The organism is Roseivirga sp. E12 (assembly GCF_017592825.1).
Classification (GTDB): Bacteria; Bacteroidota; Bacteroidia; order Cytophagales; family Cyclobacteriaceae; genus Roseivirga.
The window spans coordinates 133,741-159,340 of record NZ_JAGFMD010000009.1; the positions used below are offsets into that span (position 1 = coordinate 133,741).

A 25,600-nucleotide genomic window follows, 5' to 3' on the forward strand; every position below is an offset into this window, starting at 1 on the left:
CTTAAGATTTATCAGTCTCACGCTTACTCGCCTCTAATGAGATGGCAGATCTTTCAAATTTGATTTTAGTGCTTTTATCAACTTCAACGGTTATCGTATCATCGTCATGCGCATACACTTTACCATGTACACCACCAATGGTTACCACTGAATCTCCCTTTTTTATTTCGTTGATAAATTTCTTCTGATCCTTCTGCTTTTTCTGCTGTGGACGAATCATAAAGAAGTAAAACACTAACGCTATACCTCCAAATAGAAGTAGTTGAGACATCCAACCACTTCCTTGGGGCTCTGCTTGGGCTAAAATTGTATATATCATTAAATCTGTCTTATGGTTGAGGTACCGCTCCTACTTGAACGAATCCTCTTAAGCTTAATCTTGTCTGTCTTGGATTGGTGTTAGCCACTATAGTGATTACAGGGCTTACCTGACCTGACTTTCCTTTACTGTCATATCTCACAACAATCTCACCTTGCTCTCCCGGAGCAATTGGTCCTGTAGGTTTTTTAGGCACAGTACATCCACAAGAAGCTGAGGCACTTTGTACCAAAAGGTCTTCTGTACCATTGTTTGTGAATTTATAGGTGAAATTCACCACTTCGCCCTGGTTAATAGTTCCGAAGTTGTGTACCGTCTTATCCCATTGGAATGAGGCTCCTGATGAGACACTGGTTTCAATAGCCTGCGCGGATGGTGTAGGTGTTGCAGTATTCCTAACAACATTTCCGTTTTCCATCTGATTAATTCTTCTTTCAAGGTTTGCAACGCGCTTTTCAAGTTCTGCATTTCCACAACTACTAAGCATTACAATGCATGCTAGAGCACTTAGAAGTGTAATTTTAGTTTTCATAGTTTTAAATTTTTATTCTTTCTCTCCTGATTTTATCTGACCTATCAAGTCATCAACATCGCTCAAAAGCTGTTCAGCCTTTTGACGTGCATCCGAAACCACTTTCTGACCTTCCTTTTTGGCAGTAGAAGAAATCTCAACTTTCCCATTAATCAGGTCTTCCAATAAGTCTTCCAATTGTTTTTTATACTTATCTAACTGATAAGACAGCTTATCTCTTGTGTTAGAACCTTTATCTGGCGCATATAATATCCCCAATATGGCTCCTGTTGCAGCGCCAATCACAAATGCCAATAAACTACTTGACCCTTTACTCATAATCTTATTTGTTGTCTAACAGGCCTCTGCCCGATTTCTTCAATTGACCATTTTCTTTAAGGTCACTTGATATCACGTCCAAAATTCCATTTACAAATTGCTTGCTCTTGGGCGTGCTATAATTTTTTGAGAGCTCAATATACTCATTAATGGTCACCTTCACAGGGATGTTTCTGAAATTCATCATTTCGGAAATGGCCATTTTTAGTATTATCTGATCAGTATTTGCCAATCTATCAATCTCCCAGTTCTTGGTTTTAGCCGCAATCATTTCACTATACTCAAGATCGTGCTTTACGGTTGTGTCAAGTATCTTTTCAAAAAACTCTTTGTCTTCTTCCCAATTGTTAGAAAAGTCAGGCAGATCAAAAGTCTTTGGTTCGGTATCTTCTTCAACATCTCTGACAGATCTGGCAACCAAACTCCTGATGATAGATTTATTTTCAACCCAGTGGATATCTTGCTCTTCGAAGTAAGAAAGGATAACATCTGCTTTGAAAATGATTTGTTTGATCAAATGATCTATAATCTCTTTATCTTGATCAAAACTAGGGTTGGCCGTTCTCCGATAAGCGCTAAATGTCTCGTCTTTCTTAAGAACATCTTTGTACCAGCTTTTAAGATTATCTTCTTCGCCTTCCCAGCTCATATCCTTCTTGACAAGAGCTACTTGAACTTTTGATGACTTTCTGAAAAAGTCGATGACCTTATTCTGGGATAAATTGTAATCGCCTACCAGAAGTTTCTCAGGCGATAGCTTCTGTTTCTTGTCTGATTCAGACTTGCTTAAATCGGACCAAGCTATGAGCAAGCTAATAACCCACAGAAAATGATCAACTAGAGACTCAGCATCTAAAATCATCGATTTCTTGAGCCGCGATAAGTCATCCTTGGTATTTGCAAGATAATTTTTGTGTGCCAGGTTGGCTGCCGACTGTGCCTCTTTTGAAACTGTCAACCCATCAGGCAATGGTCTTTGAATGATTTTTTCTGAAAGCACCGCTCTTGCTTGCTCATGATTTGCCTTTAATAGGTCATGATCTGGAGCTTCCATCGAGTTCAAGTCAGGCTGAAAAGCTTCCTCAATCTCCTTCAAGCCTATATTGTAGTTAGCCTCTTTACACTGACCGAAGGCGAAAATGGTCTGCATGGCTTTTACTCGTAATGATCTCCTGTTGAGCATTGCAAAAAGTATAAGAACTATAAAATTAAGTAGTAGTGGGTAGCATTTCCAACTACCCACATAATATTACATTGAAAGTTTTACTCTTCCTATGTCTTCTATTCGTTTTTCTGCCAATTTCATTGCAGCATCTTGAGTTGGTATATTTTTCTCAGTTGCTAATGCAAAGATATTGTGAGTAGTATCATAGATTTTCTCTGTCCATGAATAGGCTTGTTGCTTATTATAAGCACCCGCCAATTCACCAGAGATATTAATAATTCCACCTGCATTGATTACAAAATCAGGGGCATATAATATGCCAGCATCAATCAGCATTTGGCCATGACGTCCCTCGTGTTCCAATTGGTTGTTAGCAGCACCAGCGATTACACTAGCTTTTAGCCTACCAATCGTATTATCATTTAAGGTAGCTCCCATAGCGCATGGTGCATAGATATCTACGTCTAAATCATAAATTTCGTCCATACCAACTACTGTCGCACCAGTGTCACTAGACACTTTAGCTAGTCTTTCTTGGTTGATATCAGTAATAGACACGATAGCTCCTTCCTTCACTAAGTGATTAACCAAGTACATTCCCACTTGGCCAACACCTTGAACAGAAACCTTCTTGCCATTCAGGCTATCCGATCCATAGGCCTTCTTAGCAGCAGCTTTCATTCCCATATAGACACCATAGGCTGTTACAGGTGACGGATCTCCGCTACCCCCCATTTCTACTGGAAGTCCGGTAACATGCTTAGTTTCCATACCGATATATTCCATATCGCTGGTCTTCATATTCATATCTTCAGCTGTGATATACCTTCCTCCAAGGCTATTCACAAACTTTCCGAATCTTCGTAAAAATGCTTCGTTTTTTAGTTTGGTAACATCACCGATAATCACGGCTTTACCACCCCCTAAATTCAATCCCGAAACAGCAGCCTTATACGTCATCCCTCGAGAAAGTCTTAGTACATCAACAATGGCTTCTTCTTCAGTAGCGTAGTTCCAGAATCGCGTTCCTCCAAGCGCGGGGCCTAGTACTGTATTGTGAACACCAATGATTGCTTTAAGACCTGTTGCGTTGTCTTGGCAGAAAACGATCTGCTCATGACCCATCTTAGATGTTTGCTCAAAGATGGATATGCCACCGGCTTTTTCGGTTACATCTACTTCATCCATTACATTCATATTAGAGTTTACTTTATATTTGCCTTTGATCTGCCGAAACAGTCTTTTGACGGAGCGCAAAACTAACCAATTAATCGACATTTTCTAAAGAATAAAAGCACCCTCGGCAACCTTTAATCGGTTGTTTCTGTTAAGAATATCGTGAAAGAACTCAGGCACCTCAACAAGTATCTTTATAAGTACAAGCACCTTCTAATCCTGGGATTCATCTTCTTAGTGGTCTCAAACTATTTTGCTGTTTGGCCAGCAAGGGTTGTACGTTATGCCATTGATTATGTAACTGAGAGCTTTGCCCTATATCGACTCTTCGAAGGGGGAGAGTTGAGCTCGGGAGTATTTGAACAATTGGAGATAGGTATTCTTGTTTTGGGAGCCTTAATGATTCTGATGGCCCTTTTAAGAGGATTTTTTCTCTTTTTGGTTAGGCAGACCATCATTGTGATGTCGCGAAAAATTGAATTCGACCTTAAAAACGAAATCTTCGAACAGTATCAGAATCTGCCTCTCAGTTTTTACCGAAGGAACAATACTGGCGATTTGATGAATCGTATTTCTGAAGACGTGAGTCGAGTAAGAATGTACCTGGGGCCGGGCATTATGTATGGAATCAACCTTTTGGTGTTGTTCCCGATGGTGATTTACGAAATGTTAAGGGTGAATGCCGAGTTGACATTTTATGCCCTCCTACCTCTGCCCATACTTTCTATCAGTATCTACTTCGTTAATAACATTATTAATAAACGCTCAGAAAAAATACAGGAAAGCCTTTCTGATCTATCTACAAGTGTGCAAGAAGCATTTTCAGGCATTAGGGTACTGAAAGCTTTTGTTAGAGAGCAAGATTCGACTCAGCGCTTTGAAACAGAAAGTGAAAAGTATAAGCATCGATCATTACGCCTCACGTTTGTAAACGCTCTATTCTTTCCCCTCATCATGGCCTTAATTGGACTCAGCGTTATACTGACCATTTATATAGGCGGTTCTCAAGTGATCAATGGAGAAATCACCTATGGTAACATTGCGGAGTTTGTGATCTATGTAAATATGCTAACATGGCCTGTAACGGCTCTTGGCTGGATCACTAGCATCAACCAACGTGCCGCTGCTTCTCAAAAACGGATCAATGAATTCTTGAAAGAGAAAAACGACATTCAATCAACTGAAAACCTCGAAAAGGACATCGCTGGTGACCTAGTGTTCGACAATGTTAGCTTTACCTACCCTGATTCAGGCATTAAGGCACTGAAAAATGTGTCATTCAATGTGAAGGCAGGCCAGTCAATTGCCATCATCGGAACTACAGGATCTGGCAAGAGTACAATTGCCAATCTTATGCTCAGATTATATGATACCACTTCCGGCTCAGTTGGTGTAGATGGTCGGGATATTAAAAAGTATAACATCCCTAGTCTACGGAGTCAAATGGGCTATGTGCCTCAAGACATATTCCTTTTCTCTGACTCGATCAAAAATAATATTGCTTTCGGGAATGATGACATCACAGAAGAGCAAGTATTTCAGGCAGCGAAAGATGCTGACCTATATGATAATATTGCTGACTTTCCAGAAGGTTTTGAAACCATGTTAGGAGAGCGGGGCATCACACTTTCTGGAGGGCAAAAGCAAAGGGCGTCCATCGCTCGGGCAATAGTCCGAAACCCCAATATCCTTATTCTTGATGACGCCCTTTCGGCTGTAGATACAAATACTGAGAACACCATTCTGAACAGTCTGGCAAGTATTATGGAAGGCCGTACTACTGTCATCATATCGCACCGCGTATCTTCTGCCAAGTTAGCAGACAAGATCATTGTGCTGGATGATGGAGAAATCATAGAACAAGGCACAAACGAGAGTCTTCTAGCTCAAAATGGAGTGTACAAAGAATTGTATGAAAAGCAGCTAAAGCAAGAGGAATCGGCCGAGCCTATCTAGCTATTTAGCCAGCATATCTATTATTATTTGATTAGCAGAAACGTATTGCTCAATAGTAAAATCCTGAAGTCGGATACTAGCTTCTGCAGCTTTTTCCCGAATGTTATTTTCGATTGTCTTAGGGCTTGGCATCACCACATTGTGTGCCTCAATACTTGCACGAACGGCCCTTTTGGTTGGAATGGTAATCCGACTATAACCATGCGGTATAGAGGCTAGCCCTTGGTCTAATTTAATCCCGATAAACAGTTTCTGTTCATCATCGGCTAACGTAGAGTCATTGTAGTGTATCACAACTAATGTCCCCTCAATTATTTCATCTTCGATAAATTCCTTAGCTCTAAAAAATGCTTCCTCAACTGCCGAACTGTCTGCTTTGCCTTGATAAGCAACACCTATGAGGTTATAATCACTGACATTCTCAATTGAGTACTCAACCTTATTTAGTCCTCCTAGATAGAAATAAACGGCCGTAATAATGATGATGGCACTAATGCCTAAAATGGTGACTTTCCCTTTACTCATGAGATAAAACTTCTTTGTATTGCATTTGGTAAAGATTGGCATAGAAGCCCTTATTATCCAAGAGCTCTTGGTGATTACCGATCTCTTTAATTTCGCCCTTGTCTAAAACAATAATCTTATCGGCACCTTGAATGGTAGATAGTCTGTGCGCAATGACAATAGCCGTACGCCCCTTCATCAACTCTTCGATCGCGTGTTGAATAAGTTCTTCAGTTTCTGTGTCCACCGAGGAAGTGGCCTCATCCAAAACGATCACCTTCGGGTCGTAGACCATGGCTCTCACAAAAGAGATAAGTTGCCTTTGTCCAACGGACAGTGTTGAACCCCTCTCCATTACATTGTAATCATACCCCCCTGGAAGCCTTTCGATCAACTTATTGACACCCACCAACTCTGCAGCCTCAATCATCTTACTATCTGGGATGTCAGGATTGCCCAAAGTGATATTATGTCGGATTGTGTCCGAAAAGAGAAAAACATCTTGCTGAACTACCCCGATTTTCTGTCGTAGCGCACCGAGATCGAAATCTTTAACGTCTCGACCATCAATATCGATTTCGCCCTTATTAATCTCATAAAAGCGAGACAGTAAATTGATTACAGAAGATTTACCAGCACCTGTGGCTCCTACCAAAGCAATAGTCTCTCCTTCTTTTACTTCGAATGAAATATCTTTTAAAACATAGTCTTCATCATTGTAAGCAAACCAGACATTCTTGAAAGAAACATTTCCTTTAATCTCATCTGGTTTATAATCGCCCTCATCCGGAATATTGTCCTCGCTATCCAGTAAATCAAAAATTCGATTCGAACTCACTATTCCCATCTGAAGGGTATTAAACCGGTCAGCAATCATTCTAATCGGACGGAAGAACATTTGAATGTACATGATGAAGGCGATGATCACACCTGGACCGGTATCCGAGTTAATCAGTATGCCCCGCGCTCCGTACCATACGGCCATACCGATGGCAATGGCTTGGATAATTTCAGCGACTGGAAAATAGATAGAATAGTATAAAACCGACTTGATATGTGCCTTGGTGTGCTCGTTATTAATGGCTTTGAACTTGTCCATTTCACGCTTTTCAGCATTGAAAATCTGGACAATGTTCATCCCCGTCACATGTTCTTGTACAAAGGAATTTAGGTTAGAGACCGCATTCCTTACCAAGTTGAAGGTGACCTTAATCTTCTCTTTGAAAATATAAGTACTGAAGATCAATAAGGGTAGGGTTGACAAACTCACCAATGTCAATCGCCAATCGAGATAGAACATAAATCCCATCAGGAAGACGAGTTGGAGAAGGTCGCCAATCAATGCAGCAATACCTTCACTAAAAACATTGGATAGCGTTTCGATATCAGAAACGTTTCTGGTGACCAATCTTCCGATAGGCGTTTTATCGAAGAATTTTAACCTCAATTTGAGCAAGTGCCTATAGAGTTTTACTCGAATGTCCTTAATGATAACCTGACCTACCCAGCCAGATAAATAAGTGTGAGAATACTGAACAATGGCCAAAAGAATGATGTGGCCAATGAGAATGGTTGTCATAAAGACCAATCCATCATAATCTCCAGCCGGCACAAATTCATCAATGGCTCGCTGAACAATGTACGGTCTGATTGGCGTGAGCATTGCCAGAAAAATAGTAAGGAATACCAACAAGTAGAATTGCTTGATATACGGCCTTGCAAACTGGAATAGCCTTTTTAATACTTGAAAATCAACCAGATTTCCGGTTTTGACTTTTACTTTCTCTTGTTCCAATCGTTAGAGATAAATTGACTCAGGATATTTGACTTCCGTCAAAAACAATCCGTGAGGTGGTACAGCCCTTCCCGCAACCTTGCGATCTTTGGCTTTGATAATATTAACAAAATCTTCTACGGTAATCTTCTGTTGTCCAACATCTAGTAACGTTCCAACAAGCGCCCTTACCATACCGCGCAAAAACCTGTTTGCCCTTACGTGAAAAACGAGCTGATCGTTTTCAATAATCCACTCTGCTCGTGTTACGGTGCAAATAAAGTTATTCACCTCGGTTTTTACCTTACTAAAACTTTCAAAGTCTTGCTTGCCAATTAATTCCTTCGCAGCCTCATTCATCAGATTCAAATCCAATGGCTGACTAAAGTAGTAACTCAAACCACTATAAAAGGGGGACTTTTTCTTATTAATAAAATACTGATACGCCCTTTCGGTGGCGTCAAATCTCGCGTGAGCATCTGCTTTTACACCCCTAATCTCCTGAACTGCCGCCGTATCTGGCAAAATACTATTCAGTTTATATGCTAAATCTTTTGTGTCTATCGGCTCATCACTTTCAAAATGGGCGATTTGCTGCTTGGCATGGACTCCTGTATCTGTACGACCACTTCCCATAATCTCCGTTGGAACTCGCAGCACTTTGGATAGGCATTCTTGAAACTCTCCTTGGACAGTTCGAGCATTGGCCTGCACCTGCCAACCGTGATAGTTGGAGCCATTGTAGCTGATGTCGATGAAATAGCGAGCCACGAGTTACGAGTTACGAGTTACGAGTTACGAGTTACGAGTTACGAGTTACGAAAGATTAACACTTTTCGAAAATGATTGCTGCACCCTGCCCTACGCCAACACACATTGTAGCAAGGCCGTATTTAGTCCCTTCCCTTTTTTGCATCTCATGAAGTAAGGTGGCAGAGATTCTCGTACCACTTGCACCAAGTGGATGGCCAATGGCAATCGAACCACCATTGACATTCACTTTTTCGGGATCAAGTTCAAGTTCGCGCATGCAAGGAATGGCTTGTGCCGCGAAAGCTTCATTCAACTCTATTAGATCAAGGTCATTAGTCGTTAAGCCTGCTCTTTTCAAAGCCTTCTGAGTGGCCGGAATTGGTCCTACGCCCATTACTTCAGGAGATACTCCGGCAATGGCCATTGATTTCACCCGAGCCATTGGCTCTAGGTTAAGTTCTTTTAGTATTCTTTCGTTAACGACCAAGCAAGCCGCAGCACCATCATTAATTCCCGATGAATTTCCTGCAGTCACTGTCCCGCCTTCTTTAAAGGCAGGCTTCAGTGTAGACAGTTTTTCCAAGGTTGAGAGTCTTGGGTGCTCATCTTTATCAAAATGAATAGCATCAGCTCTTCGCTGAGGAACATCAACAGGAACAATCTCTTCACTAAACCTCCCTGCCTCATGGGCAGCCTGATATTTCTGTTGACTTTGATGCGCAAATTCATCTTGTGCTTCGCGACTCACCTTCCATCTTTCAGAAACGTTTTCAGCCGTTTCTCCCATGGCATATGGGTAGTGAAGTGCAGAGAGTTTAGGATTTGGAAACCTCCAACCAATAGTGGTGTCAAACATATTCGTTGCTCTAGAGAAGGCCATCTCTGACTTACCTTGAACGAAAGGCGCACGTGTCATACTTTCAGTTCCGCCTGCAATAAAGGCTTCACCATCTCCCACCATCAATCCACGGCTAGCATCCATAATGGACTGCAATCCAGAAGCGCAAAGACGATTTACGGTAATCCCTCCAACTTCTAAAGGCAAGCCAGCCATTAAGGCCGCCATCCTGGCCACGTTCCGATTATCCTCTCCCGCTTGGTTTGCTGCACCAAAGACCACGTCCTCGAGCAGTTTGGGGTCAAAGGCTGAATTTCTTGCCATTAAAGCTTTGATCACATGTGCCGCTAGGTCATCAGGTCTGACTGAAGCGAGTGTCCCTCCAAATTTACCAATTGGGGTTCTTACAATGTCTACTATATATGCCGATTCCATCTCTTAAGTTTACGCGCTACGAATTAACTCAATTTGCTTTAGCTCTGAAAACGACTTGAATCAAATCGTAGTTCCGTTTTCAAAATTAGCTCCGCTTTTGGCTATATTTGCAGCTCAAACGAGAAACTCATGATTCAAAGATTTCAAACTGTTCTTTTGTTATTAGTCGCCCTTTGTATGGCCCTGATTCTTGCCTACCCTATTTGGTTTGAACAAAGCCCGGATGCCTCAAAAGGCATCATAGTCACAGCATTAAAAATGGAAGTTGTCGATTTTGGCGGAACGCCTACTGACGGGGCGGACGACATCATTTTGGAGTCAAGAGGAACTTGGTATATAGCTGCCTTGGCTATTGCAGCTTCATTAGTTGCATTCATCTCAATTTTCCAGTTCAAAAACAGGCTGAATCAAATGAAGTTGGGTGCACTTAATGCCCTCCTTATGGCAGCGACCTTAGGTGTCTCCTTCTACAAAGTTTATCAGTTTGAAGAAATGCTGAACCCGGCACAGGGAAGTTTTTCAATCGGCTTCTTCCTTTCGGCCGTAGCTATGGTACTTAATGTATTATCTAACCGATTCATCCGAAAAGACGAAAAACTGATTAAATCGGTAGATAGGATTAGGTAATACCATCACTCAACGCAAAATCTCAACCACCTCAAAATCCATCATCACGGGCGTGTCAGCGGGTATTCCTAATGTGTTCTGAATTAAATATGAAGGCATAAATAGTTGGATTAATGATTGCTCTTGACTTAGACTTACACCTAAAAAGCCGAAACCTAGCAATGTCTGTTCAGACCACCCAGGGTAAGCAACAAAACTTGCTGTATCAGAGATAAACCAAAACTGATTGGCAATTGAAGAAAACTCCTCACGGTTTGAGATCAACAAGGTGCTATCTAAATCATAAATTGAGAAGAGATACCTTACCGTATCAAAATCTTGTGGAATTATACCATTCCCTTCTGCAACTACATTAAGCCTAGCATGATTCTCCAGGGTCTCCGTTGCAATGCCATTTCGAGATAGAAAATTGTCTATTTCGGCCAATTCAATTGCCAAATGCTCATCAAAATCAAATAGTACTTCCTCCTCGCAGGCTAATATTAGGGAAAGGCAAATACAAGCTAAAAGCCCTAATCGTTTTTTTATTTTTTCCATAATGCCACTCCTAATTTTAAATTCATAATGATCGACCAATTTGAAGGTTCAGAAACTTCGAAAGCAGGGCCTATATTGACATCTAAATACGCTCTCCTTAAAATTCTAACTTGATTACCCCAACTCAAGTAAAGTGATGCAGCGGCCAAAGAAAGTTTTTCTTGTTTAGCTTCTCTGGTAATCACAGACCTACCACCGATATTACGAAACCTTGTCGCCACTTCGGTAAATTGCGCCAGACCATTCCACAGCGTGGCACCGAAGTAAGATCCATTCAAATTATTACCACCAATACCCCTAGAAAGTCTCTTATCTTGTCTGTAGTAATACTTCACACCCAGATCTAGCTGAAATCTAATTGCACTGGAAGTGTACTCCCACTCATCCACTGATATCATAGTAGAATTGTAGAAACCAAGTGGAGTATGAAACACACTGTTTCTCCTGAGAACACTATGGTTAGCTATATTAGTCGTTATTGACCACGGGGATTTTTTAATTTTTCTTTCATACGATAAATCGATAGAAACAAAGTTTCCATTGTTGACACTGTTCGCGAGGTTGCCACTAATGGATTGTACTCCAATACCTACCTTTAATATTTGAGATTCATCAAACAAAGGCCTTAACCTACTTGATGGTACTAAAATGAGGTTGGGGTCCCTTTCTTTGTAATATTCTTCGGAAACTTTTAGGGTATCGCTTTGTGCTTTGGCAGCATGAATCGCGAAGACGAGTATAGATAAGAGTAGATATCTAATCATAGTTATTGTGAAATTCGTGTGATTCTAGCCTCTAATCGAATGATCCGATTAGCATCAATTTTAATATTTCTTACACCATTGATTCCACCGATACTGTTTCTATATCCGGTAAGACCAAAGGCCATGTTAGAAGGAATAAAGGCCTCGACTTCTCCCCGTAAACCAATTAACTGGGCAATATCATAAATAGCTTCTAATGGCCTTTTATTAGGAAAATCATAAACTCTAATCCGATACGGGTTAGAGTAGTATGGTGGCTTAATACCTTCTCTCAGCTCAACACTCCTATCAGTACTAAAATAGAGTGTCCCGTCTAGGTCATAGACACTAAGATCAAATTCAACCCAATCCAAATCCTGAGCCCGCATATCATCATTACCCTCCGAAATAACTTTGTAAAAGAACCCTTTGGGGTGCTCTTCTACAGACAGATCATTCTCCTGAAGGTAGTTTTGAATCATTGCGGTTTCTTCCGACAGCAATCGATCAAAGTCATATATCTCTTCGGTTCCACAAGCAGTAATCAGGAGCCAGAGAAAAGTCAGGTTGAATAGGGGTTTCTTAGTCATTTTTAATACGTTTTCTTTTACTAAAATCGAATCCAATAAAGAGATTGAACTCATATACAGCATCTTTATGGAAGTGTCTGAAGTCAGTATCAACACCAGGTAATCGCCCCCCTATGCCCAATTGTAATTCGGCCCATAAGGAGCCTAGCAGCGGCCTTTGGACACCCCAGCCGATCATATAGTAGGCTGGCCTTACCATTAGCCTTCTATCATCAGTAATATTTATCAACTGACCATTGCCTAGTTCTGATGTAGGTGGTGAAATATTAAATATTCTTTCACGTGTGAAGGCGAATGCATCTTTAATTTTGAATGAGAAGTAGGGACTTGTAAAATTGTTACCACTGGCTTTTAGAGACAATCGTCTTTTCTGCTGATAAAAGAATTTGAAGTAAAGATCAGTAGTAAATATGTTGGTGAAATATGATCCATGGTTCCAGGAGGACCCAAAAAGATGCACTTGCCTTCCCAGCTCACCAGCAGTTAAGCGGTAATCATAACCTTTATTACCAACCCCATAGAGTCTAAGTACCCCCTCAGCTCCAATGGCAAACTGCGGACTAAATATTTTCCTATCGTATCTTAATAACAACCTCAAACCCGGGCTTTCTACTCTGGTATCGCCAGGTATAGTCAAAAATGTTGGAGTAAATCCTACTCTGAAAAGTTCTTTGCGCTCCCACCTACTCGTATACTTGAATATTTGCTTTAAGCGATATTCAACCCTTGAACCTTCTGCTTTATCCATAAGGTTAGAAGACAGGATAACCTCCTCCTTCTTTTTCAAGGTGTCCTGCTGTGAAAAGCAATTACACAAAATGACCACTAGCATAATGGACGTATATAAAAAGCTTCTCATATTCTAATTATTGCTTTGGTTAAAGGCCATTATGGATACAGGATATAGCAAATTGGTGATGTTGATATTTGCCTTATTTAATCCATTTCGTTTTTGGAAGTGAAATTCACTTTTGCTCTCATTCGACTTGACAAAATTAGATTCGGTATTCGGCAAGTTGATATAAGAAGAGTTAACTCTTACATCGTAGTTGAAGGCATTGAGCGAGTTGACAAATACGTCTACTTTGCCATGTCTTGACTCTACTCCCAATGACTTGAGCATAGGTGATGGATGAAGTTGAATATCCCCATAGTTGTTCTTAATATCTGCCTGCCCGGCAAACTCTTTGAACTCGATATCACTCCTCTTCACATTGACACTTAGTAATGCATCAAAATTTTTACCTCTGAACTCACTGTATTCACCCTTTGCAATTATTTCCCCAAAGAGTCTTTCAAAATTTACATCGCAGAATTTAACATCGAAAAGTATGCTATTGAACAGATTTGCCGCACTGACAGTACCATACTGGTTATTGATCACCACTTTGGTATTAATGGGTACAAAAATCCTATATACTACACTCAGACTACTTTTAATTCTTGATCTAGTACGGTTTGAAAAGAAAGAATTCTCAATGATATAACGTTCATCCTTTTTTGAAATCTTGTACTGAATGTATTCAAGCTCTTCCCTTGCTATTTCAAGCTTGGAATGCTTCGCCACCAAATCCATCTCAACCTTGATAAAGCTTTCGGCCCAGCCCATCACTTGCACTTCTGCTTTTTTGCCTTGAACCAGAATACCAGAGTCAAGTGGAGTTTCTAAGCGCTGTGAAATGGTCTTGGTCACTACTTTCACCATCTTTTGGGCCAGTCCTTCTGAAAGGGTCAAAAGCATCAAAAAAGTTGTTAACACAAATAGAAAAGATATATTTCGAACTCTCATTTCACCCTCTTAACAATGCCATAATTTCTCTTTTCACCTGAGCATTTTCACGCTCCAAACGACTCTTTGCCTTTATAAGGTATTGGTCATACCCTGTGTCATTAATTAACTCAACCATCTCCATGGCCTCTGACCGTAATGCCTGTAGTTGATCAAGCAATTGATGAAGACTTTCATCCTCACAAACTGCCTTTGTGTCTGCGCACTCCTCTGCCAAAAACTCGTCAAACGCTACATCTTCTATTAAGTCTTCAGGCAAGAAACCTTCGAAAACACCCAACTCTTCCGAAAATTGAATATTTGCATCAGTCGAATCCCCATACCTCCAAAGGCCATAAGCAGAGACCAAAACCATCAATATCACGGCAGCAACAGCTCTATATGGCAACACCCTTTTTGTAGGGACCTCCATGCCCTTCAACTCCATTTCTATGCTTTCCCAAGTACCTTCTCTGGGAGATAAAACTGGTAAGTCTTCCACTGACTTCTTTAGGTTCTTATCCTTTGTTGTGTAATCCATAACCACTGTTATAAAGACTCCTTTTCAATAATTTTTTCGCATAGTGCAGCTGAGATTTCACAGTACCAATTTGAACGTTGATCATCTCCGAAACTTCCTTTTGTGAATATCCTTCTACCTCGATAAGACAAAAGACTGCCCTACACTTATCAGGCAACGAAGCCATCATCTTGGCAAGCATTTCACCAGTGAGTGTATCATCAAACTGCACCGGATCCTCGATGTTCTCGTCCACCTCTAAATGAAGGTGCAACCCTCTAAGCTCCTTAAGCGCAGAACGAACGACAATTGTCTTAATCCATCCTGCCAGAGAGCCATTACCCTTGTATTTCGATAAGTTGATGAATACCTTGACGAAGGCTTCTTGAAGCACGTCATGTGCAACATCGACATCGTTTGTGATCCTATACGCTGTAGAGAACATTGCTACTTTGTATTGCTCATAAAGTACGCGTTGCCCCATCCGATCATTCCGGATGCACTTTTTTATAAGACGTTTTTCTTCAACAGGTGTCACTCAACTATGCTTTCTAATAGCAAGTGTATTATAGCGAGTAAAAGGTTGGAAAGGAAATTGGGATTTTTGGAAAATCAGTGCAAAGCAGGCCTAATCTTTAAACCAGCCAAAATCTTAGCTTCTTTCTGCATAAGGTCTTCGAGCTTAGTGTAGACTAGATCTTCATCAAAGTAGTTCAGTGCAAGTTTAACGTAGATATTGCCGTGCTTAGCTTCTGATATCCAGAGCTCTTTGTAAAACTTTTTTAAGACAGGATCTTCGATATTATCTGCAACCAACTTAAACCGTTCGCAACCGCGACATTCAATTACTGAACCCAACAGAAGTCGTATTAAGAAACGAGAATCAGAAGAGCCTCCCTTAGCTTCTTCCATCAATTGATGTATGTATATGTCAGGCTCCATTTTAGCAGGTAATGGCACATTCTTCTGTTTCATCACCTCATAAACTTGCTGAAAGTGTTCTAACTCTTCCAAAGCTGTATCGATGAGATCAGGAATGATGAAGTCTCTATCGGGGTATTTGGCAATAAGACTCATAGCCATTGCCGAGGCCTTCCGCTCACAATCAGCGTGGTCTTGCAAAAAGGAAGGGAAATCATTCATTACTGCATCAACCCACGCTTGTGATGATGCGCTTAATACTTCAACAGAATACTTCATTCAATTATAGGATTGCTCCGAGGTATATAAAGCCCAACTCGGAAGAATAAATGTAATTGAAATCAGAATATTTCTAGCACTTTAAGTCTTATCCTGAGTATCGCATTACTTTCCAAACCAAAACCAGGGGTGTTTCTATAGGCTAGTGTGGACGGAACATAGAATGTGCCTTCGGCATTTGTATTTAAAAGTCTAGTTGCTATTTCATAGCCGTCAATTATGTAACCACCTCCGAGTAGAAATTCAAAGCGATCGTAAGTTTTACCAGGTGTGTAGATGCCATTGGCTCGAGCGAGATCTTCATTTGTCGTATCTATAAGTCGGCCTTCTAGCGTGTAAATATCATATTGGGTAGCTACAGAATCTTCTGCTACCGGAAAGTCTCCCTGTCCCGGGTTGTCAATGGTATATCTAATTCCACTAGGGTGAATAACCACTGCTTGACCATTATTAGCTAAGTGTGCATCTATTAAATTCAGGTCCGTTTGTAACTGTACAATTGGATCATAAGGTTCGGCATCATCATTATTGCAAGAGTATATTAGAACCAGGCTAGCGATTAACAGTAGTTTTTTCATTGCGTTTTGTTTTGATTACGAATTGAAGTACGCTAATCTCGTTTTTGATCATCAATGGTATAGCGTTAAACTTTGTAAATGGAACTGTTAAAAAAAGTCAATTTGGTTGGACATAAATGAGTACTCCGAACAAGGTCCATATCGACAATTACTTCAAAAGGTTTGCAGTTAGAGCACCAATCATTCTGGAGCCATTGTCCTCACTTTGTCAAATGATCATTGTGATTCCCTGTCATAATGAGTCCGATTTGATAGGAACGCTTCGATCCTTACTAGATAGCGATCGACCAAGTTTCCCAGTAGAGGTAATCACTATTGTCAACCAAAGTGTTGACTGTCAAAATCATGAAGTGGTCCAACAGAACCGTAATACCATCAAAGCATTTACAGAATGGAACAAGTCTGTTAATAGAGATGACATTACATTCCAAATCATTAAAGCGCTGGACATGCCGAAAAAGCAGGCGGGGGTTGGGCTAGCCAGAAAGATAGGAATGGATGAAGCTCTGAGACGATTCGACTCTATCGGTGTCAATGGAACCATAGTATGCCTAGATGCTGACTGTAGGGTATCAAAAAATTATTTAAGTGAAATAGAAAAGCAGTTCACTAATTCTAATGCAGGGCTGGGCGAAGTTCATTTCGAACACCAATTCGAGCATGAAAGCAATGATAAGCTCAGAAAAGGGATCATCAATTATGAGCTCTTTTTATACTACTATGTAGAAGGACTGAAGTTTTCGGGTTATCCTTTCGCTATCCAAACTATTGGTTCATGTATGCTAGTAAAAGCATCTACTTACGCCAAGCATGGTGGCATGAACAAACGTAAGGCGGGAGAAGACTTTTACTTTTTACATAAAATTATACCTCATGAAAAATTTGTCGAGGTAATGGGAGCATCTGTTTATCCCTCATGTAGAACCTCTGATCGCGTACCTTTTGGTACAGGTAAAGCTCAACAAGATTGGCTTGACCAAGCATCTGAAGATTATCTCACCTATGATCCCAAAGTATTTGATGAACTCAAGACTTTGATCGATTCAGTAGATCAGTTTTTTGAAAGTGCAGTCATGACTGTAATAAAGCAACTCCCCTCAATTCCGAGGGCCTTTGTGCAAACACATGAATTTGAAGCCAAGATTGAGTTGATCAAATCAAACTGCAAGGATATAGGACAGTTTAGAAAACAGTTCTTCATCTGGTTTGACGGCTTTCTGTGTATGAAGTTCGTTCACTTTGTGAGGGATAGTTATTATGAGAATATTCCGATCGTCTTTGCTGCTAATAGGTTATTGAAATTAGACTTGGACAATGAAATTATGCTTCTTACGCAATTTCGGGAACAAGCTCTTCACTAACCGAAGACTTTGATTTCTTCCTTGAAAGAAAAACTGGGAGACAAACAAACACTGCAATTATAGAGAAGATAAGCCCCCCTATCGTACCGATGGCCAGTGAAAACCAAAAGACTTCATTTTCACCTTCAAGTAAGAACGGAATCAGGCCAAAACAAGTGGAGAGAATTGTGAGAAGTATAGGCTGGGCCTTTCCCACAACCGCTTTCAGAATAGCCCTATTCTCATTCTTTAATCTCGAATTATTGAAATCATTAACGATAAAAATTGAGGCATTGACAACCAAACCACCTAGCAATATAAAGGCAGCATAACCGCCATTGTCCATAGGAAAATCAAAGAGGCTAAAAATCAAAAACAGGCCAATAAAGGAAATAGGAATAGTTACGATGATGTTAAACGGCTGCTTTAGGTTTTCGAAAAGAATGGAGCAAATGAAGAAGATACCAACGATCAGTACTAATAAAATCCCATATTGTCTTTTTTCTCTCTGAAAACTGAAGTAGTTATCCTGCGTTTCAACGACATAACCCACGGGAATTTCAGCATTCATTTCTTTAATCTTTTCATCTCGATGCCTTTGAGCAAACTTGAAAGAACCATTATAATCATAGGTGAGTGCTCTTAAATACTGTCTGTCTTCTTTGTGAATTTCATTTGCTGTTCGCTCAAAAGACAAGGAAGCGTAGTCTTTTATTTTAATAAACCGTCCTGTGTCCAATGGAAGAGACTGCTCGGTCAAGTCATATTTTGAAAAGGCTTCGGCATTACTAGCCTTGATATAAACTGGCAATCTTTCATTGTTATAATTGGCGGCTGCCGAAGAATTACCAGGCATAGGCTCTGTTAAGTCAGATAACATTCTTAAAATATCTCCTCTATTGATGCCAGCCGTTGCCAAGCGATCGATATCAAAATCAAGGACATACTCACTGGTATTTTGGCTACGCCAGCTGACCTGTGCGTTAGTATTGACCTCATTGACTCGAATATGTTCTTCGAGTTTATCAGCCATCAATTCCGCCTGTCTTTCGAGTTCATCGAAATTGTATCCTTTCATTTTAACACGCATACTCGGTGTTTCACCCCGCTCTCCTCCGGCACTAAAACCTTGTCCCACACCTGTAATGGACCACGCTACACCTGTGAGATCGATAGATCGCGCCTGGAGTCTTCCCTTTAATTGATAAGGTAAGGCCGAGGTTTCATATGCATCGGTAAAAGTGATTTGGGTAGTCGCATAACCTCGAGAAACGTTGGTAATGAATTTATCAACCCCCTCAATTCCGACTAGATACTCCTCTACTTTTGAGATTACAAAGTTGGCATCGTCCAAGGTAGTACCGAAAGGCAGTCTGGCACTGACGTTGAGTCTGGTTTGCTGAGGAGAACCATATCTAAAACCGGCATATACTTCGTTGACGAACTTACGTAGTGCACCACCTAATACTTTGTCGGTGACAGGTCTAATCTCATCTTGATACTTGTCGCTTCCAATCGTTTTATTATACCACTCTTGACCTTCCCATTGTACCGGTAGCTTAAACACAGGTAAGCCAAAACCCAAGACTACAATGACAATGAATGCTTTCCTGTATTTTACCACAAAAGCAATTGATTTCATATAAGCCTTAAACCACCTTACCTTTCTTCGAAGTCTATGATAAGTCTGAATACGGCCCATGGAGAGTCGTTCTTTGAAAAGAAGGGTGTAAAGTGAAGGAGTAAAGAATAAAGCGATGAGTAATGAGACACCAAGATTGATCGCCACTACTATTGAGAAATCGGTCAAATCTCTTCGTTCATCTTCTGGCAGTAACAATACGAGTAAAAGGGCCATAATAGTAGTCAACGATGCGGCTAAAAGAGCCAGGAAAATCTTAGCATTCTTTTTTCGGTGCATGTGGTCTAACATCACTATAGCATTGTCCACAATCAGACCAAAGGAAATGGTAACACCAGCAATGGAGTACATGTGCAGCTCCACTTTCAATGCGTAAACAATAATGACAGTCAGACACAAGTTGACAATGATTCCTAAAAAGAGAGTGAAGAGGTATTTGGGGTTTCGGTTAATCAAAAAGATGAAGACAACCAGAATGAGTACTGAAAGGCCTGTCCTTATATAGATTTTGTTCATCTCCTTGGCCAAAAACTCAGTATCATCGTTTTCTAAAATAATTTCAACCCCTTCAGGTAAACCATCCTCCAATTGATTGATCGTCTCCTTAACTTCTGCCGCCAGCAAAACTTTATTTACCCCTTCTCTAGCATATATACTCAGATAAACAGCATTTCGGCCATTTATTCGTCTGTAGGAGTTTGGCTTTTGTTCCTCTAAATACAAGCGAGCAACATCCTTCAATGCGATTGCCTTGCCCTCGATAATTGCTATATCAATGCTCTCTAATGCCTGCATATCTGGAATTTGACCAGAGGTTTTCAAGAAGTATTGCTGCCCATTAGACATTGCTGCCATCCCTGCATAAACAGCATCATTCATTGAATTAAGTGCAGTAGTAATCTGAGCTTTGGTCAGGTTATACCGAATCAAGGTAGGCACATCAAAGTCAATCGTGATTTGCAAAGAATTGCCATCCGTCACATCCACCTGTTTCAAATCTCTGAGCTGTGAAAGTGGCTTCTTCACAAACTCTTCTACATCCTGCTGCAACTTATAAGAAGCGTATGGCCCGTTGATAGAATAGGAAAGTATGGCTCGTTCAGCCTCGTTCTGATTCTCACCACCCCGCTGTTCAATACGAGGATAGGACATGTTTTCGGGAAGCTTCCTGTAAATATTCCTGATGATGGTGCTTACCTCAAATTTTCTAAAGTCAACATCAACGCCCTTATCGAAGGATATTTCTATTGACCCTCCATTATATTTAGACACGCTCGTCACCTTATTGGTCCCTTCAAGCTGCGAAAGCGCATTTTCCAAAGGTGAGGTAGCAAGCCGCTCCACAATATCCGGGGAGGAGTTAGGGAGGCTGTAAGTAATTGTAATTGCTGGTTTGACGTAAGTCGGTGTAAAATTAACACTCAGTCTAGGAATCAAGGCAATTCCTATAATGGCCAAAACCAAAAAAGCAACAATAACTCTGAAAGGCCGATTAATAAAAGGCATCAGGTAATTTTACCGAAAAAATTGGTTTTTATTTCATTGGTTTAGCACTATTTTTAACCAATATGTTTAAAAAACTACTCTTAGGTTTTCTTGTCATTTCTATTTGTGGATGTAAGACTCAAAAGACTGAGTTCGAAGAACCAGATGTTGAATCTTTAAGAAAGGATATTCAACCAACATCTGTCGCCATAGCAACCGCCACTTATCGTCCTTTTGAGTTCCTAATCAACTCATCGGGAACAATCAGCTCTGAAAACGAGCTAAAAATCTCATTCCAGAGCTCTGGCTATTTGGAAAGGCTCAGTATTAAGAATGGAGACCGAGTAAGTAAAGGGCAAGTGATTGGAGAACTTGAAAACACCCAACAGGAGTTTGCCAAAGAAAAAGCTCAAGTCGCTTATGAAAAAGCCTATATCACGTTTAGAGATGACTCTTTGGGTCGGTTGAGCAATATGAACGATGTGGTGGTCAATACTATGACTTTAAAAGCTGGCCTTAGAGATGCGGAAATTAATCTTCGTGAAGCACAGATCAACCTAGACAACACCATTATAAAGTCTCCAATTGATGGAATTGTGGCCGAAATGAAAGAAAAGAAGGGAGATGTAATCAGCGCAGGAAAAGAACTCTGCGTAGTCTACGATGACAAAAACCTTGAACTAACGGCCAAAATCCTCGAATCAGACTACAAGCATTTAAAATTAGGTTTGATCGCAGACATCTATCCATTAGCCTTCAAAAATCAATCATTTGAGGCCTACCTAAAAGAAGTCAATCCAAAGGTCGATGAGAATGGCATGATAGAACTGAAACTCAAGCTTAGAGAAACACAAGGTTTATTACCCGGAATGAATGCCAATGCAATTATTCGGGTTCCCCAGGCGAAAAACATCATAGTACCTAGAGAGGCCTTGGTTATCAAATCTCGAAGGCAGGTCGTATTTACTTATGAAAATGGATTTGCCAAGTGGAAGTATGTGGAAGTGGGTTTAGACAACGGAGTTGACATTGAAATTCTAAGCGGTCTTAATGATGGTGATCAGGTCATCGTTTCTGAAAACCTTCAGTTGGCGCATGATGCTCAAGTTTCCATAGCCACTGAAATTGGCAATAACAACTAAGGCTGATGGTAAGATTCCTGATCCAAAGACCCATTGCCGTCTTTTTGTCCTTTATAGGTATACTATTTTTTAGTGTACTCGCCATTAGGAATCTTCCTGTTTCACTACTACCAAGCATTGAAGTACCCTCGGTAGTTATCAAAGTCGACTACCCAAACAATCCGGCACAGATTATTGAAAACAGTATTCTAAAGTCCATTCGGAGCGAGTTAAACTCACTGAATAACCTAAAATCCATTGAAAGTACAGCTAGCAGCGAAACAGGATTGATTAAGCTTCAATTCGACTATGGTACTCGAATGGATTTGGCCTATATAGAAATCAATGAAAAAGTCGATCGTCTTCAGGAATCTCTCCCTCGTGATATGGATCGACCAAGAATTATTCGGATCAATACATCCGACATCCCGATCATTAGGATACAGGTTTTGCCCAAGAATGATTCTGATCTAGTCGCTTTATCACAACTCTCCGAACGGGTTTTAAAAAAGCGAATCGAACAGATTGAAGGCGTATCCATTGTAGATATTAATGGCTATCGCGAGCAATTCATCTCGATAGAACCCAACGCTGCACAGCTTTCTGCACTGAACATATCTGAGTCCCAAATCGAAAGCGTGCTCAATAGCGCCAACAGAGAGCTTGGTCAACTTTCGATTAAAGATGGCCAGTACCGATACTTTGTTCGAATGGCCAATCGACTGGATGACATTGAAGAAATTAAAAAGCTACCGTTATCTACTCCAAATGGAGAAGTGGTGAGCCTTGAACAATTAGCCGATGTCAAGTTCGAGACAGAAAAAGTTCTGAGTTACCACCTTTTTGGCCAACAAGAAGGACTGGTCATTACTGTTCACAAGCAGAATAGCGCTAAGATGACTGAGCTCGTTCCTTTGGTCTACGAAGCAATTGAAATATTCAAAACTGATTATCCTGATGTCGATTTCGAACTGACCCAAGACCAATCCACCTTACTCAATGCCGGCATTGACAATTTGACTACCAGCTTGATCTATGGTGGCATTTTCGCATTTGGAGTGCTCTTTCTGTTCATGGGCAATTTCAAAATGCCAATCATTATGGGGATTACCCTTCCAGTCTCCTTGGTGATTAGCTTCCTGCTTTTTAGAGCAGTAGGACTGACGATAAATATTATCTCCTTAAGTGGACTTGCACTTGGACTAGGAATGCTTATCGACAATGCAATCATTGTCATCGATAACATTACTCGAAAACGAAAGGACGGGCTTGACATCATCGAAGCCTGCATAAGTGGAGTGAATGAAGTAATGGCACCACTGATCAGTTCGGTATTAACCACTTTGGCGGTTTTTGTTCCTCTCGTTTTCTTAAATGGTCTGTCTGGGGCGCTCTTCTATGACCAAGCAGTTTCTGTTGCAATAATCCTGGGCACTTCCTTAATGGTTGCGTTCATCTTGTTACCCCTGCTCTATCGCATATTCTTTCAAAAATCTAAAGGACAAGTCAAAGAAGACAGCTTATTCTTCAGGCTTATATTAAAGGTTTATAAAGCCTTTTACAATCTGATCTGGAAATTCAAAGTCATAAGCTTTATCCTTTTGATCGGCTTGATACCGCTTACCTATTTTATCCTAATCGGGTTTGAAAAAACGGGCCTTCCAGATATTGAAAAAACGGAAACCCTTCTAACTATCAATTGGAATGAACCGATCGATGCTGAAGTCAATAAAACCAGAGTCGGTGATTTGATTGATGCCCTAGAGGTAGAGGCTATTACGGAATCTGATATTGGTATCAGTCAGTTTCTATTGGCTGTCGAAGATGGCAGAGTCGAGAATGCTCAAGTCTATTTGAAATTCAGCACACGCGAAGAGAAAGTCGAGACCGAGCAATGGATCTCCAATTTCTTCCTGCAAAGGCACCCCAATGCTTCAACAGAAATCGAAGATGCCCCCAATGCTTTTGACCAAATATTTAAATCTCAAGGACAATATTTTGTTGCTAAATGGAAGAACCTAGGTCAAGGTGAGCTGATGAGTGAAGATGATCTATCGTCATTACAGCAAGACGTTCTAGAACTCACTAACACTCCAGCCCAAGGGGGTAAAGGCTTTCTTTTTGAAGAGTCTCTTGAAGCTACAATTGACAATGAGGCCCTGGCATTTTATGGTATTCCTGAGGGCACCTTCAAAAGCGCACTAGCCAATGCATTGGATGGCTTTTTAGTAACGGAGATCAGGCGTTTTGGAGAAGTTATTCCAATTAAGATTCAAAGGTCAAAAGGAGACCTACAACAGCAACTAAGAGATGTTTATGTCACTGGTAGGGAAAGACAACAATATCCTCTTTCTCAATTCATCAAGGTTGAGTTTATCAAGGTTGAAAAGAACATCACCGCAGATAGAACTGGGCCTTATCAATCTTTGGAATGGGAGTCATTATCTGATAACGACATAGAAAAACTCACCAATGAACTGCCAAAAGTCGCAGCCAAATATGGCTTAGTAGTTGACTTTAGCGGCACCTTTTTTGAAGATCAGGAGAACCTTCGCCAGTTGATTTTTATTCTTGTTATCTCTGTGGCGCTGCTCTATTTTATTTTGGCAGCTCAGTTTGAGTCATTGGTGCAACCTCTGATTGTCATCTTTACGCTCCCACTTGGTATTCTAGGGGCTTTGCTGGTGCTTCAGCTTGCTGGTGTTACATTAAACGTAATGTCTGCCATTGGCATTATCGTTATGCTGGGCATCATGGTGAATGATGCAATTCTGAAAATCGATACCATCAACCGACTCAGAGTAGTCCCTAACCAAAAGAGTTCTTCTAAAGAAATTCTATCAGTAGCAATTGCAAAAACAGGTCAGATCAGACTCAAGCCAATTCTGATGACTTCCATCACTACCATTCTAGCCTTATTACCTGTGATCTTTTCTTCAGGTATTGGTGCTGACCTGCAAAGACCACTAGTATTCTCAGTAATTGGGGGCTTAACGATTGGTACTTTCACAGCACTATACTTTGTGCCGCTGGCGTATTGGTTTGTGAGTAGCAAAAAATGAATGGTGTGAGTAATGGATGTCACCTCCTTTACGCAAATAGCAAAAATGAAAAACTTCGAATTTGTCATAGCGTAAGGTCCAGAATGAACAGTTTCTTCAAACCATATTTACTCATCTCTGATAACCACAATGTAAATATCAAAATGAAGAATTGAATTCGGAAGGAATAGAAAGTATTTTAAAGTACAGGCAAAACTTAACCTCAATCAAATCACAGACAAGAAAACCTCAGCTTTTGAGCTGAGGTTTAAAATACTTCAAATTTGAAGCCGTATATACAGAAACTGTTCAAAGGGTGCACCTACAAAATTTCAACTTTATAGTTCAATTTATCTATTGCGAGCCCTACAGACAGCTCAAATTCAACGATGTGAACCGAGCCATTACTTACTCAATCTCAGGATCTATTACGCAGTCCTGGCTTTCGACACACGGTCCATTAGGATCTACCTTATTACAGGTAAAACCAATACCGCCCTCATTGTCAACGCAAAAACGAATCTTATATCTATCACCCTCAAAAGCCTGAGCTTCAAAAGGACTAAATAACAACAGTCCAAATGCACAAAGCATTAGCATGGACATAAATCTAATTTTTATTTTTCTTTTCATGATAT

The 25,600-nt window shown here is 40.5% G+C and carries 25 protein-coding genes; 5 read left to right on the top strand and 20 right to left on the bottom strand.

The window, feature by feature from the left end; translation table 11 throughout:
* Position 1: 1 nt before the first annotated feature.
* The 5 genes from yajC to J4E76_RS18045 form a co-directional block, all read right to left on the bottom strand.
* Complete coding sequence (yajC, locus tag J4E76_RS18025; RefSeq protein ID WP_208506186.1) at positions 2-319, bottom strand: preprotein translocase subunit YajC; 318 nt, start codon at positions 317-319, stop codon at positions 2-4.
* Between the two features lie 10 nt (positions 320-329).
* Positions 330-851 carry a DUF1573 domain-containing protein gene (locus J4E76_RS18030; protein WP_208506187.1) on the bottom strand — a complete coding sequence of 174 codons (522 nt, stop codon included), beginning with the start codon at positions 849-851 and terminating at the stop codon, positions 330-332.
* A 12-nt stretch (positions 852-863) separates the two neighbouring features.
* Complete coding sequence (locus J4E76_RS18035; protein WP_069842487.1) at positions 864-1,169, bottom strand: YtxH domain-containing protein; 306 nt, start codon at positions 1,167-1,169, stop codon at positions 864-866.
* 4 nt (positions 1,170-1,173) lie between these two features.
* Positions 1,174-2,352 carry a transcription antitermination factor NusB gene (nusB, locus tag J4E76_RS18040; RefSeq protein WP_208506188.1) on the bottom strand — a complete coding sequence of 393 codons (1,179 nt, stop codon included), beginning with the start codon at positions 2,350-2,352 and terminating at the stop codon, positions 1,174-1,176.
* Between the two features lie 66 nt (positions 2,353-2,418).
* Positions 2,419-3,522 (bottom strand): Glu/Leu/Phe/Val dehydrogenase, encoded by a 1,104-nt coding sequence (locus tag J4E76_RS18045; RefSeq protein WP_208506189.1) that lies wholly within the window; start codon positions 3,520-3,522, stop codon positions 2,419-2,421.
* Between the two features lie 150 nt (positions 3,523-3,672).
* On the opposite strand from J4E76_RS18045, the gene J4E76_RS18050 reads away from it, so the two are divergent.
* Positions 3,673-5,466: an ABC transporter ATP-binding protein gene (locus tag J4E76_RS18050; protein WP_208506190.1), complete on the top strand. Its 1,794-nt coding sequence runs from the start codon at positions 3,673-3,675 to the stop codon at positions 5,464-5,466.
* Here J4E76_RS18050 and J4E76_RS18055 read toward each other — a convergent pair whose 3' ends face one another.
* The 4 genes from J4E76_RS18055 to J4E76_RS18070 are packed head-to-tail and all read right to left on the bottom strand — an operon-like array spanning position 5,467 to position 9,770.
* Positions 5,467-5,991 (bottom strand): hypothetical protein, encoded by a 525-nt coding sequence (locus J4E76_RS18055; RefSeq protein ID WP_208506191.1) that lies wholly within the window; start codon positions 5,989-5,991, stop codon positions 5,467-5,469.
* Positions 5,984-7,765, bottom strand: a complete 1,782-nt coding sequence (locus tag J4E76_RS18060; protein WP_208506192.1) for an ABC transporter ATP-binding protein — start codon at positions 7,763-7,765, stop codon at positions 5,984-5,986. Before J4E76_RS18060 ends, J4E76_RS18055 begins: the two co-directional genes overlap by 8 nt.
* A gap of 3 nt (positions 7,766-7,768) precedes the next feature.
* A complete protein-coding gene (gene truA, locus J4E76_RS18065; protein WP_208506193.1) occupies positions 7,769-8,515 on the bottom strand; it encodes a tRNA pseudouridine(38-40) synthase TruA in 747 nt (248 codons plus the stop codon).
* A gap of 55 nt (positions 8,516-8,570) precedes the next feature.
* On the bottom strand, positions 8,571-9,770 hold the full coding sequence (locus J4E76_RS18070) for an acetyl-CoA C-acyltransferase (protein ID WP_208506194.1): 1,200 nt from the start codon (positions 9,768-9,770) through the stop codon (positions 8,571-8,573).
* Between the two features lie 129 nt (positions 9,771-9,899).
* Here J4E76_RS18070 and J4E76_RS18075 point away from each other — a divergent pair, with 129 nt between their 5' ends.
* Entirely contained in the window at positions 9,900-10,397 is a 498-nt protein-coding gene (locus tag J4E76_RS18075; RefSeq protein WP_208506195.1) for a DUF4293 domain-containing protein, read from the top strand.
* 9 nt (positions 10,398-10,406) lie between these two features.
* On the opposite strand, the gene J4E76_RS18080 is transcribed toward J4E76_RS18075, so the two are convergent.
* The 9 genes from J4E76_RS18080 to J4E76_RS18120 form a co-directional block, all read right to left on the bottom strand.
* Complete coding sequence (locus J4E76_RS18080) at positions 10,407-10,934, bottom strand: hypothetical protein (RefSeq protein WP_208506196.1); 528 nt, start codon at positions 10,932-10,934, stop codon at positions 10,407-10,409.
* Positions 10,922-11,698 (bottom strand): hypothetical protein, encoded by a 777-nt coding sequence (locus J4E76_RS18085; protein ID WP_208506197.1) that lies wholly within the window; start codon positions 11,696-11,698, stop codon positions 10,922-10,924. Before J4E76_RS18085 ends, J4E76_RS18080 begins: the two co-directional genes overlap by 13 nt.
* Positions 11,699-11,700: 2 nt before the next feature.
* Positions 11,701-12,267, bottom strand: coding sequence for a hypothetical protein (locus tag J4E76_RS18090; RefSeq protein ID WP_208506198.1), 567 nt, complete (start codon positions 12,265-12,267; stop codon positions 11,701-11,703).
* Entirely contained in the window at positions 12,260-13,126 is an 867-nt protein-coding gene (locus J4E76_RS18095) for a hypothetical protein (protein WP_208506199.1), read from the bottom strand. Before J4E76_RS18095 ends, J4E76_RS18090 begins: the two co-directional genes overlap by 8 nt.
* Positions 13,127-13,129: 3 nt before the next feature.
* Positions 13,130-14,008 carry a DUF4097 family beta strand repeat-containing protein gene (locus J4E76_RS18100; protein ID WP_208506200.1) on the bottom strand — a complete coding sequence of 293 codons (879 nt, stop codon included), beginning with the start codon at positions 14,006-14,008 and terminating at the stop codon, positions 13,130-13,132.
* A gap of 49 nt (positions 14,009-14,057) precedes the next feature.
* Positions 14,058-14,576 carry a hypothetical protein gene (locus J4E76_RS18105; protein ID WP_208506201.1) on the bottom strand — a complete coding sequence of 173 codons (519 nt, stop codon included), beginning with the start codon at positions 14,574-14,576 and terminating at the stop codon, positions 14,058-14,060.
* Entirely contained in the window at positions 14,554-15,039 is a 486-nt protein-coding gene (locus J4E76_RS18110) for an RNA polymerase sigma factor (RefSeq protein WP_208506202.1), read from the bottom strand. The genes J4E76_RS18105 and J4E76_RS18110 overlap by 23 nt, the downstream gene beginning before the upstream one ends.
* A 128-nt stretch (positions 15,040-15,167) precedes the next feature.
* The gene (locus J4E76_RS18115) at positions 15,168-15,755 is read right to left on the bottom strand and encodes a tRNA-(ms[2]io[6]A)-hydroxylase (protein WP_208506203.1); all 588 of its coding nucleotides are present in this window, start codon (positions 15,753-15,755) and stop codon (positions 15,168-15,170) included.
* Positions 15,756-15,817: 62 nt separating this feature from the next.
* Entirely contained in the window at positions 15,818-16,333 is a 516-nt protein-coding gene (locus J4E76_RS18120; protein ID WP_208506204.1) for an FKBP-type peptidyl-prolyl cis-trans isomerase, read from the bottom strand.
* Positions 16,334-16,449: 116 nt separating this feature from the next.
* On the opposite strand from J4E76_RS18120, the gene J4E76_RS18125 reads away from it, so the two are divergent.
* Complete coding sequence (locus tag J4E76_RS18125; RefSeq protein ID WP_208506205.1) at positions 16,450-17,694, top strand: glycosyltransferase family 2 protein; 1,245 nt, start codon at positions 16,450-16,452, stop codon at positions 17,692-17,694.
* Here J4E76_RS18125 and J4E76_RS18130 read toward each other — a convergent pair.
* On the bottom strand, positions 17,663-20,821 hold the full coding sequence (locus J4E76_RS18130; protein ID WP_208506206.1) for an efflux RND transporter permease subunit: 3,159 nt from the start codon (positions 20,819-20,821) through the stop codon (positions 17,663-17,665). The genes J4E76_RS18125 and J4E76_RS18130 overlap by 32 nt on opposite strands.
* 62 nt (positions 20,822-20,883) lie before the next feature.
* Between J4E76_RS18130 and J4E76_RS18135 the strand changes: the two genes are divergently transcribed.
* Together J4E76_RS18135 and J4E76_RS18140 are read left to right on the top strand one after the other, a co-directional pair.
* Positions 20,884-21,942 carry an efflux RND transporter periplasmic adaptor subunit gene (locus tag J4E76_RS18135; protein WP_208506207.1) on the top strand — a complete coding sequence of 353 codons (1,059 nt, stop codon included), beginning with the start codon at positions 20,884-20,886 and terminating at the stop codon, positions 21,940-21,942.
* A gap of 5 nt (positions 21,943-21,947) precedes the next feature.
* Positions 21,948-24,983 carry an efflux RND transporter permease subunit gene (locus tag J4E76_RS18140; RefSeq protein ID WP_208506208.1) on the top strand — a complete coding sequence of 1,012 codons (3,036 nt, stop codon included), beginning with the start codon at positions 21,948-21,950 and terminating at the stop codon, positions 24,981-24,983.
* A gap of 387 nt (positions 24,984-25,370) precedes the next feature.
* Here J4E76_RS18140 and J4E76_RS18145 read toward each other — a convergent pair whose 3' ends face one another.
* The gene (locus J4E76_RS18145) at positions 25,371-25,595 is read right to left on the bottom strand and encodes a hypothetical protein (protein ID WP_208506209.1); all 225 of its coding nucleotides are present in this window, start codon (positions 25,593-25,595) and stop codon (positions 25,371-25,373) included.
* Between the last annotated feature and the right edge of the window lie 5 nt (positions 25,596-25,600).

Excerpts from the sequence above, each read along its gene's own strand:
- J4E76_RS18105 (WP_208506201.1), bottom strand. The coding sequence starts at position 14,576 with ATGGATTACACAACAAAGGATAAGAACCTAAAGAAGTCAGTGGAAGAC.
- J4E76_RS18100 (WP_208506200.1), bottom strand. The coding sequence starts at position 14,008 with ATGCTTTTGACCCTTTCAGAAGGACTGGCCCAAAAGATGGTGAAAGTA.
- J4E76_RS18035 (WP_069842487.1), bottom strand. The coding sequence starts at position 1,169 with ATGAGTAAAGGGTCAAGTAGTTTATTGGCATTTGTGATTGGCGCTGCA.
- J4E76_RS18090 (WP_208506198.1), bottom strand. The coding sequence starts at position 12,267 with ATGACTAAGAAACCCCTATTCAACCTGACTTTTCTCTGGCTCCTGATT.
- J4E76_RS18075 (WP_208506195.1), top strand. The coding sequence starts at position 9,900 with ATGATTCAAAGATTTCAAACTGTTCTTTTGTTATTAGTCGCCCTTTGT.
- J4E76_RS18110 (WP_208506202.1), bottom strand. The coding sequence starts at position 15,039 with ATGGGGCAACGCGTACTTTATGAGCAATACAAAGTAGCAATGTTCTCT.
- J4E76_RS18135 (WP_208506207.1), top strand. The coding sequence starts at position 20,884 with ATGTTTAAAAAACTACTCTTAGGTTTTCTTGTCATTTCTATTTGTGGA.
- J4E76_RS18130 (WP_208506206.1), bottom strand. The coding sequence starts at position 20,821 with ATGCCTTTTATTAATCGGCCTTTCAGAGTTATTGTTGCTTTTTTGGTT.
- J4E76_RS18140 (WP_208506208.1), top strand. The coding sequence starts at position 21,948 with ATGGTAAGATTCCTGATCCAAAGACCCATTGCCGTCTTTTTGTCCTTT.
- J4E76_RS18120 (WP_208506204.1), bottom strand. The coding sequence starts at position 16,333 with ATGAAAAAACTACTGTTAATCGCTAGCCTGGTTCTAATATACTCTTGC.
- J4E76_RS18080 (WP_208506196.1), bottom strand. The coding sequence starts at position 10,934 with ATGGAAAAAATAAAAAAACGATTAGGGCTTTTAGCTTGTATTTGCCTT.
- J4E76_RS18045 (WP_208506189.1), bottom strand. The coding sequence starts at position 3,522 with ATGGATGAAGTAGATGTAACCGAAAAAGCCGGTGGCATATCCATCTTT.
- yajC (WP_208506186.1), bottom strand. The coding sequence starts at position 319 with ATGATATATACAATTTTAGCCCAAGCAGAGCCCCAAGGAAGTGGTTGG.
- J4E76_RS18030 (WP_208506187.1), bottom strand. The coding sequence starts at position 851 with ATGAAAACTAAAATTACACTTCTAAGTGCTCTAGCATGCATTGTAATG.
- J4E76_RS18085 (WP_208506197.1), bottom strand. The coding sequence starts at position 11,698 with ATGATTAGATATCTACTCTTATCTATACTCGTCTTCGCGATTCATGCT.
- J4E76_RS18115 (WP_208506203.1), bottom strand. The coding sequence starts at position 15,755 with ATGAAGTATTCTGTTGAAGTATTAAGCGCATCATCACAAGCGTGGGTT.
- J4E76_RS18145 (WP_208506209.1), bottom strand. The coding sequence starts at position 25,595 with ATGAAAAGAAAAATAAAAATTAGATTTATGTCCATGCTAATGCTTTGT.
- J4E76_RS18095 (WP_208506199.1), bottom strand. The coding sequence starts at position 13,126 with ATGAGAAGCTTTTTATATACGTCCATTATGCTAGTGGTCATTTTGTGT.
- nusB (WP_208506188.1), bottom strand. The coding sequence starts at position 2,352 with ATGCTCAACAGGAGATCATTACGAGTAAAAGCCATGCAGACCATTTTC.
- J4E76_RS18055 (WP_208506191.1), bottom strand. The coding sequence starts at position 5,991 with ATGAGTAAAGGGAAAGTCACCATTTTAGGCATTAGTGCCATCATCATT.
- J4E76_RS18070 (WP_208506194.1), bottom strand. The coding sequence starts at position 9,770 with ATGGAATCGGCATATATAGTAGACATTGTAAGAACCCCAATTGGTAAA.
- J4E76_RS18125 (WP_208506205.1), top strand. The coding sequence starts at position 16,450 with ATGAGTACTCCGAACAAGGTCCATATCGACAATTACTTCAAAAGGTTT.